Annotated in this window: 17 protein-coding genes; 9 read left to right on the top strand and 8 right to left on the bottom strand. The window is 71.2% G+C overall.

What is annotated here, in order from left to right:
* Nucleotides 1–17: 17 nt before the first annotated feature.
* The 6 genes from ACWEF6_RS26210 to ACWEF6_RS26235 all read left to right on the top strand — a co-directional run bounded on the left by ACWEF6_RS26210 (nt 18) and on the right by ACWEF6_RS26235 (nt 6,533).
* Complete coding sequence (locus ACWEF6_RS26210) at nt 18–557, top strand: hypothetical protein (RefSeq protein ID WP_449685363.1); 540 nt, start codon at nt 18–20, stop codon at nt 555–557.
* Nucleotides 554–1,648, top strand: coding sequence for a peptidoglycan-binding protein (locus ACWEF6_RS26215; RefSeq protein ID WP_449685364.1), 1,095 nt, complete (start codon nt 554–556; stop codon nt 1,646–1,648). The genes ACWEF6_RS26210 and ACWEF6_RS26215 overlap by 4 nt, the downstream gene beginning before the upstream one ends.
* On the top strand, nt 1,645–2,331 hold the full coding sequence (locus tag ACWEF6_RS26220; RefSeq protein ID WP_449685365.1) for an ABC transporter ATP-binding protein: 687 nt from the start codon (nt 1,645–1,647) through the stop codon (nt 2,329–2,331). The genes ACWEF6_RS26215 and ACWEF6_RS26220 overlap by 4 nt, the downstream gene beginning before the upstream one ends.
* The gene (locus ACWEF6_RS26225; RefSeq protein ID WP_449685366.1) at nt 2,328–3,533 is read left to right on the top strand and encodes an ABC transporter permease; all 1,206 of its coding nucleotides are present in this window, start codon (nt 2,328–2,330) and stop codon (nt 3,531–3,533) included. Before ACWEF6_RS26220 ends, ACWEF6_RS26225 begins: the two co-directional genes overlap by 4 nt.
* A 190-nt stretch (nt 3,534–3,723) precedes the next feature.
* Nucleotides 3,724–5,250, top strand: a complete 1,527-nt coding sequence (locus tag ACWEF6_RS26230) for an amidohydrolase family protein (protein ID WP_449685367.1) — start codon at nt 3,724–3,726, stop codon at nt 5,248–5,250.
* A 47-nt stretch (nt 5,251–5,297) separates the two neighbouring features.
* The gene (locus tag ACWEF6_RS26235; RefSeq protein WP_449685368.1) at nt 5,298–6,533 is read left to right on the top strand and encodes a glycosyltransferase 87 family protein; all 1,236 of its coding nucleotides are present in this window, start codon (nt 5,298–5,300) and stop codon (nt 6,531–6,533) included.
* On the opposite strand, the gene serC is transcribed toward ACWEF6_RS26235, so the two are convergent.
* The 7 genes from serC to ACWEF6_RS26270 all read right to left on the bottom strand — a co-directional run bounded on the left by serC (nt 6,526) and on the right by ACWEF6_RS26270 (nt 13,825).
* The gene (gene serC / locus ACWEF6_RS26240) at nt 6,526–7,650 is read right to left on the bottom strand and encodes a phosphoserine transaminase (RefSeq protein WP_310968674.1); all 1,125 of its coding nucleotides are present in this window, start codon (nt 7,648–7,650) and stop codon (nt 6,526–6,528) included. The two genes, ACWEF6_RS26235 and serC, sit on opposite strands and share 8 nt — an antisense overlap.
* A 352-nt stretch (nt 7,651–8,002) precedes the next feature.
* Nucleotides 8,003–9,343 (bottom strand): serine hydrolase domain-containing protein, encoded by a 1,341-nt coding sequence (locus ACWEF6_RS26245; RefSeq protein ID WP_449685369.1) that lies wholly within the window; start codon nt 9,341–9,343, stop codon nt 8,003–8,005.
* 108 nt (nt 9,344–9,451) lie between these two features.
* On the bottom strand, nt 9,452–10,072 hold the full coding sequence (locus tag ACWEF6_RS26250) for a response regulator (RefSeq protein WP_013230184.1): 621 nt from the start codon (nt 10,070–10,072) through the stop codon (nt 9,452–9,454).
* Nucleotides 10,069–11,229 (bottom strand): sensor histidine kinase, encoded by a 1,161-nt coding sequence (locus tag ACWEF6_RS26255; protein ID WP_449685373.1) that lies wholly within the window; start codon nt 11,227–11,229, stop codon nt 10,069–10,071. The genes ACWEF6_RS26250 and ACWEF6_RS26255 overlap by 4 nt, the downstream gene beginning before the upstream one ends.
* Nucleotides 11,226–12,035, bottom strand: a complete 810-nt coding sequence (locus tag ACWEF6_RS26260; RefSeq protein WP_449685370.1) for an ABC transporter permease — start codon at nt 12,033–12,035, stop codon at nt 11,226–11,228. The genes ACWEF6_RS26255 and ACWEF6_RS26260 overlap by 4 nt, the downstream gene beginning before the upstream one ends.
* Complete coding sequence (locus tag ACWEF6_RS26265; RefSeq protein ID WP_449678793.1) at nt 12,032–12,871, bottom strand: ABC transporter ATP-binding protein; 840 nt, start codon at nt 12,869–12,871, stop codon at nt 12,032–12,034. The genes ACWEF6_RS26260 and ACWEF6_RS26265 overlap by 4 nt, the downstream gene beginning before the upstream one ends.
* Nucleotides 12,872–12,967: 96 nt before the next feature.
* Nucleotides 12,968–13,825, bottom strand: coding sequence for a hypothetical protein (locus ACWEF6_RS26270; RefSeq protein WP_449685371.1), 858 nt, complete (start codon nt 13,823–13,825; stop codon nt 12,968–12,970).
* Between the two features lie 616 nt (nt 13,826–14,441).
* On the opposite strand from ACWEF6_RS26270, the gene ACWEF6_RS26275 reads away from it, so the two are divergent.
* Both ACWEF6_RS26275 and ACWEF6_RS26280 read left to right on the top strand, forming a co-directional pair.
* Nucleotides 14,442–16,136 (top strand): SDR family oxidoreductase, encoded by a 1,695-nt coding sequence (locus ACWEF6_RS26275; RefSeq protein WP_449685374.1) that lies wholly within the window; start codon nt 14,442–14,444, stop codon nt 16,134–16,136.
* A gap of 14 nt (nt 16,137–16,150) precedes the next feature.
* A complete protein-coding gene (locus ACWEF6_RS26280) occupies nt 16,151–16,753 on the top strand; it encodes a TetR/AcrR family transcriptional regulator (RefSeq protein WP_449685375.1) in 603 nt (200 codons plus the stop codon).
* 7 nt (nt 16,754–16,760) lie between these two features.
* Here ACWEF6_RS26280 and ACWEF6_RS26285 read toward each other — a convergent pair whose 3' ends face one another.
* A complete protein-coding gene (locus tag ACWEF6_RS26285; RefSeq protein WP_310968668.1) occupies nt 16,761–17,909 on the bottom strand; it encodes a citrate synthase 2 in 1,149 nt (382 codons plus the stop codon).
* A gap of 288 nt (nt 17,910–18,197) precedes the next feature.
* Between ACWEF6_RS26285 and ACWEF6_RS26290 the strand changes: the two genes are divergently transcribed.
* Nucleotides 18,198–18,500: an urease subunit gamma gene (locus ACWEF6_RS26290; RefSeq protein WP_310968667.1), complete on the top strand. Its 303-nt coding sequence runs from the start codon at nt 18,198–18,200 to the stop codon at nt 18,498–18,500.
* The last annotated feature ends 100 nt before the right edge of the window (nt 18,501–18,600 follow it).

Here is an 18,600-nt window from a genome sequence, read left to right on the forward strand (position 1 = left end):
ACGAAAGGAAGCGAGCCATGCGGACACGGATCGTCGTCGCGGCACTGGGGACAGCCCTGCTGCTCGGCGGCTGCGGGGCGAAGCCCGACGACGGGTCGAAGGTCGCCTCGATCTCGACGCCGCCGAAGACGGGCGGGCCCACCGCGGCCGACAACAGCGGCAAGAGCGACGAAGACAAGATGCGCGACTTCGCCAAGTGCATGCGTGAGCACGGCATCGACATGCCCGACCCGAAGCCGGCGGGGGAGGGCGGGGGGATGGCGATCACCCTCGGTGGCGACGGCGTCGACTCCTCGAAGCTCGAGGCCGCGCAGAAGGCGTGCAAGCACCTGATGCCCAACGGCGGCGAGATGAAGCCGCCGAGCGCCGAAGAGCTCGACAAGATGCGCAAGGACGCCAAGTGCATGCGCGAGCACGGCATCGACATGCCGGACCCCGACCCCAACGGGAAGGGCGCAACGCGGATCGGCGGGCCGGGCGACGACCCGAAGAAGTTCGAAGAGGCCGCCAAGGCGTGCGGGCTCGGCATGAGCATCAGTTCGAGGGCGGGCAAGTGAACGAAGTGACGCTCCTGAAGCCCCGCCGCCGCGGCCGGACGCGGTGGTTCATCGCCGGCGCCGTCCTCGTCGTGGTCCTGGGCACCAGCTCGGTCGTGATCCTGACGCGCGTGTCGAGCGCGACGCCGGTCAAGGAGGCCGCACCGCCCGCCGTCGAGACCGCGGAGGTGGTCAAAACCGACCTGAGCGAGGAAGAGGAGGCCGACGGCACCCTCGGCTACGGCGACGAATCCGTCGTCGCGGGCCGCAAGCCGGGCACGATCACGTCGCTGCCGGACGCCGGCGCCACCCTGACCCGCTGCAAAGCGGTGTACGGCGTGGACGCGAAGCCGGTGCCGCTGTTCTACGGCACCCTGCCGTTCTACCGCGACCTCGCCGCGGGCGTGGACGATGGCGCCGACGTCAAGCAGCTGGAGGAGAACCTCAAGGCGTGCGGCTTCGGCGGCTTCGGCACGCCGGACAAGAAGTTCACGTCGGCGACGGCGGCCGCGCTGAAGAAGTGGCAGAAGTCCCTCGGCCTGGAGCAGACCGGCACGTTCGGGCAGGGCGACGTCGTGCTGGCGGCGGGCGAAGTCCGCGTGTCGGCGCTGTCGGCGAAGCCCGGCTCGCCGGCCCAGGGCGAGGTGCTCAAGACGACCGGCACCGTCCGGTCGGTGCAGGTGAAGCTCGACGCGGCGAAGCAGAGCCTCGCCCAGCAGGGCGCGAAGGCGTCCGTGACGATCAACGGGAAAACGACGCCGGGCACGATCACCGACGTCGGGCGGACCGCGGTCGAGGGCAAGGACCAGGCGGGCCAGGACGACGGCAAGCCCAAGATCACCGTGACGGTCCGGCTCGACGACCCGGCCGTGGCCGGCACGCTCGACTCCTCGCCGGCGACCGTCCGGTTCACCAAGGACGTCCGCCGGGGCGTGCTCGCGGTCCCGGTCGGCGCGCTGCTCGCGCTCGCCGAAGGCGGGTACGCGGTCGAGGTCGACGAAAACGGCCGGCGGCGGCTGATCGGTGTCCAAACCGGACTGTTCAGCGGCGGGAAGGTCGAGGTCACCGGCGCCGGCCTGGAGGCGGGCCTGCGGGTGGTGACGACGTCGTGACGCCCGTGCTGCGCGTGCACGAGGTCACGCGCACCTACCCCGGCGGGGTCGCCGCGCTCGACGGCGTCTCGCTCGCGCTGGAAGACGGCGAGATGGTGGCGATCGTCGGGCCGTCCGGATCCGGCAAGTCCACCCTGCTGCACCTGATGGGCACCCTCGACCGGCCGTCGGCGGGACGGGTGGAGCTGCGCGGCCACGACGTCGCCGCGCTGCCCGACCGGAAGGTCTCGGCGCTGCGCTCGCGCTGGATCGGGTTCGTGTTCCAGCAGTTCTTCCTCGACGAAGGGATGAGTGCGGTGGACAACGTGTGCACCGGCCTGCTCTACGCCGGGGTGCCGCGCCGGCGGCGGCGCGCGCGGGCCCTGGCGGCGCTCGACCGCGTCAAGCTGGGACACCGGGCGTGGCACCGGCCCGGCGAACTCTCCGGCGGCGAACGCCAGCGCGTCGCGATCGCCAGGGCGGTGGTCAACGACCCGGCGATCCTGCTGGCCGACGAGCCGACCGGCAACCTCGACACCGGCACCGGCGCGTCTGTGCTCGCGCTGCTCGGGGAGCTGTCGGCGGAGGGCACCACGATCGTCGTGATCACCCACGACCGCGAGATCGCGGCGGGCATGCCGCGCCGGATCGAGCTGCTCGACGGCCGCCTGCGGCTGGACACCGGCCTGGTGGGTGCGCGATGACGCTGGTGACGTTGCCGGAGCCGGCCCGGCTCAAGCCGCCGGACGTCGTCGCGCTGGGGGCGCACGGCATGCGCACGCGGCCGGTGCGGGCGGTGCTGTCCGCGCTGGGCATCGCGATCGGCGTCGCCGCGATGGTGGCGGTGCTGGCGATCCCGGCGTCGGGGGCGCAGGCGCTGCACGACCGGCTGGCGGCGCTCGGCCCGAACCTGCTGACGGCGGGGCCGGGCCAGACGCTGTTCGGGGCCAACGCGACCCTGCCGGACGACGCGGTCGCGATGGCCCGCCGGATCGGCCCGGTCCAGGCCGCGGCGGGCACCGGGACGACGTCGGCGAGCGTCCGCCGCAGCGACAAGATCACGCCGGACGACACGTCCGGGCTGTCGGTGTACGCGGCGCGCCCGGACCTGCTCGCCGTGCTGAACGGCAAGGTCCGCGCCGGCGCGTTCCTGGCGACGGGCAACCAGAACTACCCGGTGACGGTGCTCGGCTCCCAGGCCGCCGCTCGGTTGGGCATCGACCACATCGACCCGGCGAGGCCGCCGCAGGTGCTGATCGGGACGCAGTGGTTCACGGTGGTGGGCCTCCTCGCGCCGATGCCCCTGGCGCCCGAGATCGAACGGTCGGCCATGGTCGGCTGGGACGTCGCCAAGCGGCTCCTGGAGTTCGACGGCCATCCGTCCACTGTGTACGTCCGCGCGGCGGATTCCGCGGTGGACGAGGTCCGTTCGGTCCTGGCGGCAACGCTGAACCCCCAGGCCCCGAACGAGGTCGAGGTCCGGCGGCCGTCGGACGCACTGGCGGCGCAGAAGCTGACGGACACGACGTACAGCGCGTTGTTCCTCGGCCTCGGCGGCGTGGCCCTGCTGGTCGGCGGCGTCGGGGTGGCGAACACGATGGTGATTTCGGTGCTGGAGAGAAGGCGCGAGATCGGCATGCGGCGCGCGCTCGGGGCGACGAGGAGGCAGATCCGGGGACAGTTCCTGGCGGAGTCGGTGCTGTTGTCGGGCCTGGGCGGACTGGCGGGGGTGCTGGCCGGGGTGCTGGTGACGGCGGGCTACGCGCTCAGCCAGGGGTGGCCCGCGGTGCTGCCGACGGGGGCACTGGCGGGCGGCGTCGGAGTCGCCGCGCTGGTGGGCGCGGTGGCGGGGGCGTACCCGGCGGTGCGGGCGGCTCGGCTGGCACCCACGCGGGCGCTGGCTTGAGGTGAGGTGGGCCGGGCGGGTTCTGCGGCGCTGTGTGGTTGCGGGGCCCGTCCCGGTCCTGTCGTCGAGCATGCACAATCACCCGTCCGCCGGTTACTTCCGACGCGAAACCCAGCACGTCGGAAGATTCCCCACCCCCGTCGCCCGGTGTTGGATTACCGGACGGGAGCCGATCGAAGGGTGGGGCGGCGTGCTGCGAGTCGAGGCGAATCGGCGTGATTTCCTGCGGTGGCTGACGACAGCCGGGGCCGGGCTCGCCGCCGGTGGGGTGGCTCCTGCCGTCTTCGCTCAAGAGGCTGCCGCGGCCGGGCGTGAGGTTGTCGTCGTCAGCGGTGCCACCGTGGTCGATGGCACCGATGGTCCCGCGCGGCCGGGCTCCTCCGTCGTGGTCGTCGGGGACCGGATCGCCTGGGTCGGGCCGGCCGGCGAGGTGCCGCCGTGCGGGGGCGCGCGGGTCGTCGACGGCCGCGGGCGGTACCTCGTGCCCGGGCTCTGGGACATGCACAGCCACGGCATCGAATTCGAGGACATCGCGCCGCCGCTCTTCCTGGCCAACGGCATCACCGGCATCCGCGAGATGCAGGGCTACGACGAGAACCGCGCCACCCGCGACAAGCTCGACACCGGTGCGCTGCTCGGCCCGCGGATCGTGCTGGCCAGCGGGATCATCGACGGCCCGGTGACGCTGCTCGGCCCGCCGGTCGTCCAGGTCGGGACCGTCGCGGAAGCGCGGGCCGCGGTCCGGGAGGCCGTCGCCCAGCGGTCGGACTTCGTGAAGGTCTACTTCTACCTGCCGCGGGACGTGTTCGCCGCGATCGCCGACGAATGCCGGCGCCACGGCCTGCCCTTCGCCGGGCACTGGCCCTACCGGCTTCGCGTGCTCGAAGCCGCCCGGGCCGGGCAGCGCAGTTTCGAGCACAACTTCGGGTTGCCGATCGCCACCTCGAGCCGCCGGGACGAGTTCCTGGCCCGCCTCGACGCGACGCCGTTCGACCCCGCGTCCCCGCGCGACTTCTTCAACCTGGCCCGCGAACTCGACCGGCAGGCCGCGCAGGCCTACGACCCGGCCACGGCGGCCCGCCACTTCGCCGGTCTCAAGGAGGCCGGCAGCCGGCTCAGCCCCACCTTCGCGGTCAACCGCGTCATCTCGCGCCCCGTCGGGGCGTTCGCGAACGATCCGCGGAACAAGTACATCCCGAAGGTGATCCTCGACCTCTGGGCCGACCGGCTGCCGCTGTTCACCCCGGTCACACCCCAGCAGATCGCCGAGCAGGAGGCCTACTTCCAGGCGCAGCTGCGGCTCATCGGGGAGGCGCACCGCGCCGGGGTCGGGGTGCTCGGCGGCACCGACTGCCTGAACCCGTACGTCTACCCGGGCTTCAGCCTGCACGACGAGCTCGACTACCTCGTCGCGGCCGGGCTCGGCCCGCGGAAGGCGCTGCAGACGGTGACCCGCGACGCCGCCGCGTTCCTCGGCCTGGCGGCCACGGCCGGGACGATCACCCCCGGCAAGGTCGCCGACCTGGTGCTGCTCGACGCCGACCCGCTCGCCGACATCCGCGCGGTCCGGCGGATCGACACCGTCGTCACCGCGGGCCGCGTCCTCGACCGGGCCGCGCTGCGCGGGTTGCTCGCCGGCGTCGAAGCCGCCGCGAGCCGGCCGGCCGCGACGGCGAACGCCAGGTCAGTGCGGTTGCCGGTGCACGGCTGCTGCTGAGCGCCGGGTAATCTCGGCCGGTCGAAGACCTGGTTCGAGGGGGACGTGTGCTCACTGGGCGGAAGCTGGTCGGGGCGCTCGTCGTGCTCGAAATCGCCGCCGTCGTCCTGGTGCTCGTGCTCAAGCGGTTCGACGGCCTCGACCTGGAGGTCTACCTCGGCGGCGCCAAGGCGCTGGCCGAGCAGGGCTCGCCGTACGACGCCTGGGTGCCGACCACGCACCAGATCCTGCTGCCGTTCACCTACACGCCGTTCGCCGCGGCCGCGTTCTGGCCCGGCACGCTGCTGCCGTTCGCCGTCACGATGAAGCTGGTCAGCATCGCTTCGATCCTGGCGACCGGCGTGGTCGCCTACCTCTACGTCGCGACGCTCAACGGCTCGCTGACCGACGCCACCAAGGTCCGCGGCCGGGTGGTCGCCGCGCTGGTCGCCATCGGCGCGCAGCTCGCCGGCGCCCTGCTCGAGCCGGTGCGCTCGACGCTGGGCTTCGGGCAGATCAACGCGCTGCTCATGGTGCTGGTGGTGCTCGACGTCCTGCTGCCCGGCGAGCGGAAGCGGACGAAGGGCCTGCTGATCGGCGTGGCCGCGGCGATCAAGCTGACCCCGGCCGTCTTCGTCGTCTACTTCCTGTTCCGCCGCGATTTCCGGTCGGCCGCGCGGGTGGTCGGCGGGTTCGTGGTGGCCGGCGCGCTGCTGTGGCTGATCCGGCCGTCGGCGTCCTTCACCTACTGGACGAAGCTGGTCTTCGACGCGGGCCGCATCGGCGGTGTCGACTACGTCGGCAACCAGTCGCTCAAGGGGCTGGTGACGCGGATCGGGCTGCCGGAAACCGCGGGCAACGTCGCCTGGCTGCTCGCCGCCGTCGCCGTGATGGCCGTGGTCGCGGTGATCATCGTGCGCGCCGCCGAGCCGGTGCTCGGGCTCACCGCGTGCGCGGTCGGCGGGCTCCTGGTTTCGCCGATCTCGTGGACCCACCACTGGACGTGGTGCGTGCCGGTCCTCGTCCTCGCCGGCTGGTACGCGTGGCGCTTCGACCGGGCGATCCGGTGGGTGGCGGCCGCGGTCGTCGTCGCCGGGCTGACGTTGTTCATCGTCGGCCCGATGTGGTTCGCCCCGCGGCCGGCGCCGTCGGCCGGCTGGTGGCTGGCGACGGAGTCCTACGAGCTGTACGGCTTCGCGCTGCTGGCCCTCGCCGCGTTCGGCGCCCGCCGCCTGGCCACGAAGAAGGGGACCCCCACCGCGGAAGCGGCGGAGGTCCCCTCCAAGGAACCTCAGGTCAGCTGAGCCGCTCGACGACGTACTCGATGGCCTGCGTCAGCTTGGTGACGTCGTCCGGGTCGATCGCCGGGAACAGGCCGACGCGCAGCTGGTTGCGGCCCAGCTTGCGGTACGGCTCGGTGTCGACGATCCCGTTGGCGCGCAGCACCTTCGCGACCGCGGCGGCGTCGACGTCGTCGCTGAAGTCCACCGTGCCGACGACCTGCGAGCGCAGGTCCGGGTCCTTCACGAACGGCGTGGTGTAGCTCGTCTTCTCGGCCCACTCGTACAGCCGCGACGAAGAGTCCTTCGTGCGCGAGGTCGTCCAGGCGAGCCCGCCCTGGCCGTTCATCCACTCGATCTGCTCGGCGAGCAGGAACAGCGTGGCCACGGCCGGGGTGTTGTACGTCTGGTCCTTGCGGGAGTTGTCCAGCGCGGTGGTCAGCGACAGGAACTCGGGGATCCAGCGGTCGCCGCCGCCGATCTCGCCGATCCGCTCGACCGCGGCCGGGGAGGCCAGCGCGATCCAGAGCCCACCGTCCGCGGCGAAGGACTTCTGCGGCGCGAAGTAGTAGACGTCGAAGTCCTCCGCCTTGACCGGCAGACCGCCGGCGCCGGAGGTGGCGTCGATCGCGACCAGGGCGCCCTCGCTGCCCTCGGGGCGGCGGACCGGCACGGCGACCCCGGTGGACGTCTCGTTGTGCGCCCAGCCGACCAGGTCCGCGCCGGCTTCGTAGGCGATGTCCGGGGCGCTGCCCGGCTCGGCCTTGACGACGATCGGGTCGGCCAGGAACGGCGCGCCCTTGGTCACGGTGGCGAACTTCGAGGAGAACTCGCCGTAGGTGAAGTGCTGCGCGCGCTCGCGGACCAGGCCGAAGGCGGCCGCGTCCCAGAACGCCGTGGTGCCGCCGTTGCCGAGGATGACTTCGTAGCCCTCGGGCAGGGAGAACAGCTCGGACAGACCCGCCCGCACGCGCCCGACGAGGGACTTGACCGGCTTCTGCCGGTGCGACGTGCCGAGGTAGGTGGAGCCGGACTCCGCCAGGGCACTCAGCTGCTCGGCGCGGACCTTCGACGGGCCGCAGCCGAAGCGGCCGTCGGCCGGCTTGAGGTCGGCGGGGATGGTCAACTCAGCGTCGGTCATGTGGCCAGTCTCTCAGGTCGGGACAAGGCAGGTAACAGAGGTGGGGCGGTGTCCGGAATGTGGAATCGACGGGCGATCGGCCACGCCGCCGGTGCAGCGCGCCACGGCCTTCCGGACGGCGGCGGCTACGCCATCGGGCTGCACCGCGGTGGGGGTAAAAACACGGTTACCGGCCCGCCGGGGCGCCGGTAGCGTCCCCGGCCGAGCAGAGTTTTCCGGCGCCGCGCCGTGGAACGCGCTCCCCGCCGGGGTCGCGGCCATCGGCGGCCAACTGGTTCGCCCACTCGGCGCGTACCGCCGCCCTGAACCGAGGGTCCCGCTCGCCACTCTGGGGGTGCGAGCGGGGCCCGGCTCACCGCCAGTTCTCGACGCCGCCCGGCACCGGGGCGGCCGGGTCGTACGGCGTGCGGGTGAAGACGAACGTCGCCAGGTCGAGGTGGGTGGCGACGCCGTCGGCGTTCCGGTCCACTTCGAGCGTCTCGCCGGCGTAGTACGCGTCGAGGCCGACGTAGGTGTCCTTGCCGGTGGCGCGGAAGCGGGAGCTGCGCCCGGCGCCCTCCACCGGCGCGAGCAGCAGCAGCCCGTCGCCCTGGATGCGCAGGTGGTACGCCGTCGGGCCCCAGTGCCAGAGCCCGGTCAGCGCCAGCAGCTCGGGGTCCACCGGCGACGGCAGCCATTCGGCGGGCAGCCGCGGCTCCAGCTCGTCGGTCATGGTGATCAGGTCGAGGCAGAGCTGGGTGATGCCGACGCCGGACGTCGAGTTGGCGAGCACCAGCGCGCCGGTCTGCGCGGCCGGGTCGACCAGCGTCACGGCCAGGAAGCCGGGCATCGAGCCGGTGTGGCCGGCCAGCCGGCGGCCGCGGTAGCGCACGACCATCAGGCCGAGGCCGAACCCGGTCGTCCAGACGTCGGTGTCGTCGACGGTGACCATGGTCCGCATCTCGTCGACGGTCTCCGGCGCGAGCACGCCGCCGGTCTCGCCGCCGAGGAACGCCGTCCAGCGGCCGAGGTCCCGCGCGGTCGACCACAGCTGCCCGGCGGGGGCCATCGCGCCGGCGTCCGGGCTCGGCTCGGGCAGCAGGACGTCGGCGAAGGGGTGGACGGCGAAGCCCTCGGCGTGCGCGCCGACCGGGTGCGGGGTCGTGCGGGTCATCCCGAGCGGGCCGAGGACCTCCTCGTCGACCACGGACAGCCAGCCCTTGCCGCGGTGGCGGGAGAGGAGTTCGCCGAGGACGCCGTAGCCGACGTTCGAGTAGTGGAACCGCGCGCCCGGCCGGTGCTTGGTCGCGCCTTCGGCGAGGCTGCCGACCAGCGCGTCCCAGTCGGCGCCCGGGGTCCGCTCCCACCACAGGCCGGGCGACTCGGACGTCAGGCCGGAGGTGTGGGACAGCAGCTGGGCGACGGTGGCGGCGCCGAACGGCGTGCCCGGGACGTGCCTTTCCAGGGGGTCGTTGAGATCGAGCAGGCCTTCGTCGCGCAGCCGCATGACGGCGGTGGCGACGAGGGTCTTGGTGATCGAGCCCAGCCGGTACTGGGTGTCGGTGCCCGGGGTCTCGCCGCCGACGCGTCCCCGGCCACCGGACCAGACGATCTCCCCGTCCCGCACGACGGCGGCGACCAGCGACGGAGCCCGGCAGGCGGCCTGCTCGTGCGCGATCCGGCGGAGCAGGGCGAGTTCGGTCGAGGCAAGCATGGGGGCATTCTGCCGCGCGCGGGCGGGCGAAGCAGGCCCCGGCCCGCCCACCGTGTGCGGGAAGAGGCATCGCGCGTGTCCGGAGGGGTGATGCCCGCCGGGTCACGGTCAGCCGAGGAGGTTGCGGGCCATCGCCGTGGTGACCGCGGCCGTGCGGTCCGAGACGCCGAGCTTGCCGAACACCCGGAGCAGGTGGGTCTTCACCGTGGCTTCGCTGATGTGGAGCGCGCGGCCGATGTCGGCGTTCGTCCCGCCCTTGGCGACCAGCCGGAGGACCTCCACCTCGCGGGCCGACAGCGGCTGCGGTTCCGGGTTGCGGACGCGGTTGACCAGCTTCCCGGCCACCGACGGCGCCAGCACCGTCTCCCCGCGGGCCGCCGCCCGGATCGCGTTGGCCAGCTCCGCGCGCGAGGCGTCCTTCAGCAGGTAGCCCGACGCGCCCGCCTCCACCGCGCGCAGGATGTCCGCGTCCGTCTCGTACGTCGTCAGCACGACGATCCGGCGGCCGGGCTGCTCGCGCAGGATCCGCTTGGTCGCCCCGACGCCGTCGAGGCCCGGCATCCGCAGGTCCATCAGCACGACGTCGGGAACGGCGACCCGGTCGAGCGCGACGGCTTCGTCCCCGGAACCCGCTTCCCCGACGACCGTCAGGTCCGGCTCCGCTTCGAGCATGCCGCGGAGGCCTTCGCGGACGACGGGGTGGTCGTCGACGAGCATGACGCGGATCAAGCCGGCACCTCCAGGGTGAGTTCGGTGCCGCTGGGGCCACTCCGGACACTCAGTCTGCCACCGACCTGCTCGGCCCGGGATCGCATCCCACGCAGACCGAAACCCGTGGCGTGGTCGGGGTCGAAGCCGGCGCCGTCGTCGCGCACGGACAGCCGCACCGAACCGTCCACAGCGGACAACCGCACCGACACCGCCGACGCCGCCGCGTGCCGGCGGACGTTGTTCAGCGCTTCCTGTGCGCCCCGGAGCAGGACCACCTCACCCGCCATGCCGAGCGCGGGCAGCGGACCGTCCACTTCGTACCGGACCACCACGTCGGACGAATCGGCCAGCCGGTCGGCCTGCCGCCGGACGGCGTCCACCAGCGAGCCGGCCGCGAGGTCGGCCGGGGCCAGCGCGGCGACCATCGCGCGGGCCTCCGTGAGGTTGTCCCGCGCGGTGCGGGCGGCCAGCTCGGCGTGCCGCCGGGCCGCGGCCGGGTCGGTGTCCAATTCGGACTCGATGGCCTGGGCGAGGGTCACTATGCTGGTGAACCCCTGCGCGAGGGTGTCGTGGATCTCCCGCGCCAGCCGCTCGCGCTCCGCCGCGGTGCCCGCCTCCCGGGAGAGCCGGGCGACTTCCGCCTGGCTCGCCTCGAGCTTCGCGATCAGGTCCGCGCGCCCGCGGCTCTCCTCGATGACGTGCCCGATGAACTTGCCGCACAGCACGCCGAAGACGACCAGGATGGCCGTCATCGGAAGCATGATGTGCAGCGTCGGGCCGGTGAACCCGTCGTTGACGACGGCCGCCGCGGGGTTGAGCAGGATCGCCACCGTGGTGAGGACCGCGGCCGGCCGGAACTCGAGCGTCGAGAACAGCAGCGGGCACGCCATGAAGAGGATGAAGCCGGACGTGCCCTCGGCGAGCATGGCGATCCCGACCAGCACCAGCACCAGGAGGGCGAACACCCACCGCTGCCGGATGGACGAGTCGTCGTCCCGGACGAGCCGGCGGCCCCACAGCAGGTAGCTCAGCGCGAGCGCGGTGAGCGCCCCGGCCGCGACGGCCGTCCACCCCGGGTCGGCGCCGTCGAGGAGCACCAGCGTGGTCGTGGCCAGGTAGGCCACCGCGAAGAGGATCTCCCAGAGCCAGTTGAACCGGTCCCAGGCGTCCTTCACTTCGCGTCGGTCCACCGGAAGGTCAGCCGCGCCAGCACCGCCCCCGCCACGCACCAGATCCCCAGCACCAGCGCCACCCGCGGAAGCTCCCATGTCCCGGCCATCTCCATCCTCACGGCGCCGTCCGGCAGGAAGACCGACCGGAACCCCTGGCAGATCCACTTCAGCGGGAAGAACGACGCGATGTCCACCATAACTTTCGGCAGGTTCGTGATCGGCGAGACGAACACGCCGGAGATGAACTGCAGCACCAGGTACAGCATCTGCACGATGGCGACCGCGCCGTTGGTGGACTTCGCGAGCGAGCTGATGGCGATCCCGAGCAGGGTGCACGAGACGATGCCGAGCGCGAACACCCACAGCAGCGTCAGCCACTTCGCCGGGTCGGACGGCAGCTGCAGCCCGAACAGCAGCACGGCGACCCCGGCCATCAGCACCGTCTGGGCCAGGCTGGACACCGCGACCAGCACCATCTTGCCGATGAAGTACGACGCCGGCGGCATCGGCGTGCCGCGCAGGCGCTTGAGGGCCCCGGTTTCGCGGTCGGCCGAGACGCCGGTCGCGATGCTGTTGAACGACGTCGACACGATGCCGGAGCCGATCATCCCGGCCGCCAGCAGCTGGCCGGACGTGACGCCGTCGAGCGCGGTCGGACCGTCCAGGATGGACCCGAGCAGGATCATCAGCACTGCGGGCAGGGAGAAGGTGAAGACCACCTGTTCCTTGTGCCGGAAGAACTGCCGCAGCTCGGTGCCGCCGCGGGCGAGCCCGAGCGTCAGCGGGCCGGGGAGAACGAGCGTGGTCATGCCTTGTCTCCGATCAGGTCCAGGTAGATGTCCTCCAGGCTCGGCCGGGTCACCGTCAGGCCCGCGAGCTCCCGGCCCCCGGCCGAGAGCTCGGTGACGAGCTTGGTCGGGTACGCGGTGCGCTCGACGTGCTCGCCGCGTTCGTCGACCCAGCGCACGGTGGCCTCGGCCGCCGCCCGGCCGCCGAGGTTCTGCGGCGTGTCCTGGGCGACGATCTCGCCGCGCGCGATGACCGCGACGCGCCCGGCGAGCGCTTCGGCCTCGTCGAGGTAGTGGGTGGTCAGCAGGATGGTGGTGCCTTCGGCGGCGAGGTCGCTGATCAGCGTCCAGAACTGCCGGCGTGCCTCGGGGTCGAAGCCGGTGGTCGGCTCGTCGAGGAAGAGCAGCTCGGGCCGCCCGATGATGCCGAGGGCGACGTCGACGCGGCGGCGCTGGCCGCCGGAGAGCGCCTTGACCCGCGCCCCGGCCTTCTCGGTCAGCCCGACCTTCTCGATCACCTCGTCGGGGTCGCGCGGGTCGGGGTAGTACTTCGCGAAGTGCCGGACGGTCTCGGCGACGCTCAGCTCGGCGGCGTCGGTCGCCGTCTGCAGGACGATGCCGAGCCGGGCCCGCCAGGCGCGTCCGGCCTGGCCGGGGTCCTCGCCGAGCACGGTGACCTCGCCGGCCGTCCGCCGCCGGTGCCCTTCGAGGATCTCGACGGTGGTGGTCTTCCCGGCACCGTTCGGGCCGAGCAGGGCGAAGACCTCGCCCTGGGCGATGTCCAGATCGAGGCCGGCCACCGCGAGGTGACCGGGGTACTGCTTGCGCAGGCCGCGCACGCTGACTGCTGTGGTCATGCTCAAAGCCTGGCCGTTCGCGCCGCCGGATCCGACCAACGGCCAGTGGAATCCGGCTGTCCACCGATCGGTGGACAGCCGGATTCAGCCGCGGGGTCAGAGCTCCCAACGCAGGCCGTAGGCCAGGCCGGGGCTCAGATCGCGGAAGCTGGCTCGAACCTCGTTTGCAGCGTCGGCCGCAACGGTCGGGAATCGTACCTTGCGGTCTCCCGGATCCATCTGAAATGCCTCAGACATGAGTTCGATCTTCTTGGGTGGCCTCGTGAACTTCACAGTGAGGTCGAACTTCTCGCAAGGACGTCGAAGAACGCAGGCCAGGTAGGGATCGAATCGTTCGATCGGAACTCGAACTCGGACGCCGTACTGGTGTATTTCGGTTCGCGAAATCGGCCGCGGCAATCTGAGCCAGAAGCCGAAGCGGGCTACGCCTTCGGCTAGTCGTTTTTCGATATTTCCACCATAAAGTGTGGAGATATCCAGGAATTCCTTAGGGTCTTCCGTGTCGAGTGACGGCACGGTAAATCCCAGATGGAGTGTTTCAAGAGCTTCGGTGTTCGAAATGATCTCGCGCGCTTCGAAGACTTCGACCGTGTTCTCGTAGAAGACAACGTTGCTCCTGATCGTCAGGCTTCGCCATGCGTCTGCGTTATCGCCCGTGTAGCCGGGGTCGGTCGTTACGGCACGCTTACTGAGCACCTCGGCCAGTTGGCCGAATGCGTCTTCTATTCGCCGTTGAGTTGTTCGGTCGGAGGTCTGCATTGCATGACTCAACTGTGCGACTCGTTCACCAAGGTTGTCGCTCTGGTAGTCCTCATGTAGCCCGAGAGCTGCCATTGCTGCAGTCGCAGAGTTTGGATCGAGTGATTTTGCAGCTTGGCGCAACCCTGTCACCGCTCGAGAGTAGGCGTCGGTGGGGTCGCTTTCCGGGTCGATCGAGAACCTTTTCAGAAGCACGGGGCCAAAGTTTGTGATCGACTGTGGTTTCGCTACGCCGGTCCCTTTGCGTAGGCGGCGAAGTTCGTCGAGTAGGAGACTTGTCTCAGTGGAGGTGTCCATGTTGATGTTCGTTACCTGAGGCGTCCGAGTGACTCGATAATGGCTTTCAGGCGCTCGTGTTCCGCCTGGTGCGAGCGGCGCTCTTGATCGAGTCGAGCCTTCATCCAGAGGTATGTGATCAGGGCTCCGAGCATCAAAGCAGGGGCAGTCACCAGTAAGTCCGCCATGCCACGTCCAGGTGCGGTCGGTGCGGCTAGTGAGTCTGCATGTCTCGATCCTAGGCCGCGATCGGGGGTTTTGGCAAACCTAGCACTCGATTCGCCAATCTGCCAAGTACATGTCAACTTGCCTGTCAAGTAGTGTCAAGTGACAAGCTGGTTGACAAGTTTCGCAGATAAGTAGACGTTCGGTGCCTGTCCGACGAGAGCGTTGAGGGCGCCCCCTTGGTTCCACGGGAAACCACGAAAACGCTGTCATACAAGCAAAAATCCGAGGATCCGAGCTTGCGGAACCGCCGCGCGGGTGAACGCACTGTTGACAAGTTGTCTAACATGACAGAATGTCTCACAAGTGGGTGACCGCCAGCGACGGTGTCCGCCTCTCCGTGACCATCGACGGCCGGAGTGACGGACCCACGGTCGTGCTCGTGCACGGCTACCCGGACAACAGCTCGATGTGGGCCGGGGTAGCCGCCGGGCTGACGGCGAAACACCGCGTCGTCACCTACGACGTCCGCGGAGCCGGACAGTCGGACAAGCCGCCGGGACGCGCGTCCTACGGGCTGGACCAGCTGGCCGACGACCTGCGGGCGGTCGTCGAGGCGGTGCAGCCGACCGGCAAAGTGCACCTGGTCGCCCACGACTGGGGCTCGATCCAGACCTGGCACGCCGTCACCGGGGACGGCCTGCGCGGGCGGATCGCCTCCTACACGTCCCTCTCCGGCCCGAGCCTCGACCACGCCGGCGCCTGGTTCCGCGCCCAACTGCGCCGCCCGACGCCGAAGCGGCTCAAGAACGCGCTGAGCCAGTTCCTGCACTCGTGGTACATCCTGGCGTTCCAGATCCCGGTCATCCCGGAGCTGCTGTGGCGGACGGGCCTGCTGGGCAAGCAGATCCAGCGGATGGAGCCGGACGCGGCGCCGCCGGACAAGTCCGACGGCCGGCACGGCCTCCAGCTCTACCGCGCCAACATGTTCACCCGGCTGTCGCGCCCCGCGCCGCGCCCCGCCGACGTCCCGGTGCAGGTGCTGGCCCCGACCGGCGACGCCTACGTCACGACGCCGCTGCAGACCGAGGTCACCCGCTGGGCGCCCGACCTGCGGATTCGCCGGATCGTCGGGACGCACTGGGTGACCAGGGCGAAGCCGGCGGTGGTCGCCGCCGCGGCCGCCGAGCTGATCGACTACGTCGAGACCGGGACGGAGAGCCGTGGCCTGTGGCGGGCCCGGGTCGACGCGGGGCCGTTCGAGGCCAAGCTCGTCGTCGTCACCGGGGCGGGCAGCGGGATCGGGCGTGCCACCGCGCTGGCCTTCGCCGAGCAGGGTGCCGACGTCGTCATCACCGACGTCGACCAAGCGAGCGCGGCGGAGACCTTGAAACTGCTGGGTGAGCACGGGCTCGCCGAGTACACAGTGGACTCTTCGGACGGCGAGGCCGTGCACCGCTTCGCCGAGCGGGTCCGCGCCGAACACGGCGTCCCGGACATCGTGGTCAACAACGCCGGCATCGGGATGTCCGGTCCGTTCCTCGACACGTCCATCGAGGACTGGGAACGCGTCATCGACGTCAACCTCTGGGGCGTGATCCACGGCTGCCGCGCGTTCGCGCCGATGCTCGCCGAGCGCGCCGAAGGCGGCCAGATCGTCAACCTCGCCTCGGCCGCCGCCTACCTGCCGTCGAAGATCCTCTCCGCCTACGCGACGACGAAGTCCGCGGTGCTGACCCTGAGCGTCTGCCTGCGGGCCGAGCTGGCCGCGCACCACATCGGCGTCACGGCGGTGTGCCCGGGCATCGTCAAGACCAACATCACCAACACGACGAAGTTCGTCGGAGTGTCCGAAGAGGAACAGCGCCGGCGGCAGAAGGAGAGCTCGAAGCTGTACGCCCGGCGCGGGTTCGGCCCCGAAGGCGTGGCGCGGGACATCCTGCGTGCGGTGGAAAAGGACATCGCGATCGCACCGTCCACTCCGGAGGCGAAGGTCGCGCTGGTCCTTTCGCGACTGACGCCCGGCCTGCTCCGCACGGCCGCGAAGCTGGACCTGACGCCGTGAGCCGGCCGCGGCGGATGTCGCCGCAGGCCCGCCGCGACGACCTGATCCGCGCCGCGCTCGACCTGTTCGGCTCGCGGGCGCCCGAACTGGTCACGGTGGACGACATCGTCGTGCGCGCCGAGGTGTCGCGGCCGCTGTTCTACCGGTACTTCGCCAACCTGCGCGAACTGCAGGTCGAGGCGCTGCGCACGGTCACCGACGGGCTGATCGACGGCCTGGCCGGGCTCGAGGAGGGCCCGCCGGAGGTGCGGCTGCGCGCGGCCGTCCGCGGCCTGGTCGACGTCGCCGACCACTACCGCGCGGGGTACATCGCGTTGCTGCGCAGTGGTTCGGTGATCGCGACGTCCGAAACGGACGCGGCCATCGACGAGGTCCGCAACCGGGCGGTGGCGCTGATCCTGGACACCCTCGGCGTCACCGACCCCTCTCCGCTGCTGTCGTTGACCCTCCGCTGCTGGACGGCCGTCGTCGAGGGCGCGCTGCTGAGCTGGCTGCAGGAGCGCAGTGTCGCCCGCGAAGACCTCGACGGCTGGCTGGTCGACCAGCTCACGGCCATGCTCGAGGCCACCGCGAAGCACGAACCGGCCGGCACCACGGGGGTACCGGCCGGTTCGTGAACGAGCGTCAGTGCTTGGTGACGAGCTCCCAGCCCTCGACGTCCTCGGGGCTGCGCGGCGCCGGGCCGACGTACTTGGCCGACGGCCGCACCAGGCGTCCGGTGCGCTTCTGCTCCAGGATGTGCGCGGCCCAGCCGGCGGTGCGGGCCGAGCTGAACATCGCGGGCATCATGTGCGGCGGGACCTGGGCGAAGTCCAGGATGACCGCGGCCCAGAACTCGACGTTGGTCTCGATCGGGTGATCCGGGCGCCGCTCGCGCAGCTCCTTCAGCGCGGCCTGCTCCAGCGCGGCGGCCGCCTCGTAGCGGGTCGCGCCGAGCTCCTGGCAGGTCCGGCGCAGCACGCGGGCCCGCGGGTCCTCGGCCCGGTAGACGCGGTGGCCGAAGCCCATCAGGCGTTCCTTGCGGTCGAGGATGCCCTTGACCAGGCCCTCCGGGTCACCGGTGCGCTCGACCTCTTCGATCATCGGCAGCACGCGCGCCGGGGCGCCGCCGTGCAGCGGACCGGACATCGCGCCGATGGCGCCGGACATGGCCGCCGCCACGTCCGCCCCGGTGGAGGCGATGACGCGGGCGGTGAACGTCGAAGCGTTGAGGCCGTGCTCGGCGGCCGACACCCAGTAGGCGTCCAGCGCCTTGACGTGCGCGGGGTCCGGCTCGCCGCGCCAGCGGACGAGGAACCGCTCGGTGATGGAGTGGGCCTCGTCGACGCGGGTCTGCGGGACCGCGGGCTGGCCGATGCCGCGCGCCGACTGGGCGACGTAGGACAGCGCCATCACCGAGGCGCGGGCCAGCTGCTCGCGGGCCTCGTCGTCGGTGATGTCGAGCAGCGGGCGGTACCCCCAGATCGGGGCGAGCATGGCCAGCGCGGCCTGGACGTCGACCCGGACGTCACCGGTGTGCACCGGCAGCGGGAACGGCTCGGCGGGCGGCAGGCCGTGACCGAACCGGCCGTCCACGAGGAGGCCCCACACGTCACCGAAGGTCACCTTGCCGGCGAGGTCCTCGATGTCGACGCCGCGGTAGCGCAGCGCACCGCCGTCCCGGTCGGGTTCGGCGATTTCGGTGTGGAAGGCGACGACGCCTTCCAGGCCCGGTCGGAAGCCGTCGTCGGGTTGGCCGGACGGCTGAGGCTTGCTGATCGTGGAGGTAGTCACTGTTTCGCGGAACCTTTCGGTGCGCTTTTCCCCGGCTGGTTGGTGCTGGTCGCGCGGTTGGGACAAGCGCACTGAACGCGCGCCACATCGCACGGATGGATAGACCTTGCTCTCTTGACGGGCGGGTGGCAATCGAAAGAAGCGGTGGTTTCGGTCACGATTACGAGAACGATTCAGTCACACGTCCGGTCAGGCCGGAGAATTTTCACCACTTAGTGTGACGAAGCCCAGGTAAATCCTGTGTTTCCGAACCAGGCGCTCCCCGGTTTCGGGTGATAGACCTAGCGGATGCACCTCAGCCCGCAGGAGCGCGACAAGCTGCTCATCCACGTGGCGGCCGACGTCGCGCGGAAGCGGCTGGACCGCGGTGTCCGGCTCAACTACCCCGAGGCGGTCGCGCTGATCACCGACCACGTCCTCGAAGGCGCCCGCGACGGCCGCACGGTCAGCGACCTGGTGGCCAGCGGCCGGACCGTGCTTTCGCGGGAGCAGGTGCTCGACGGCGTGCCGGAGATGGTCGACTCCGTGCAGGTCGAGGCCACTTTCCCGGACGGCACGAAGCTCGTCACCGTGCACGACCCGATCGTCTGAACCCACCGGTCGTGGGGGGGGGGGGGGGGGTGTAAGCAAAGCTGAACGAAACAAAACCCCAGCGGAAGGGGGGCGGGGACGAGGCGGGGGGGGAAAATGA

The sequence above is a fragment of the Amycolatopsis sp. NPDC004772 genome (assembly GCF_053601215.1).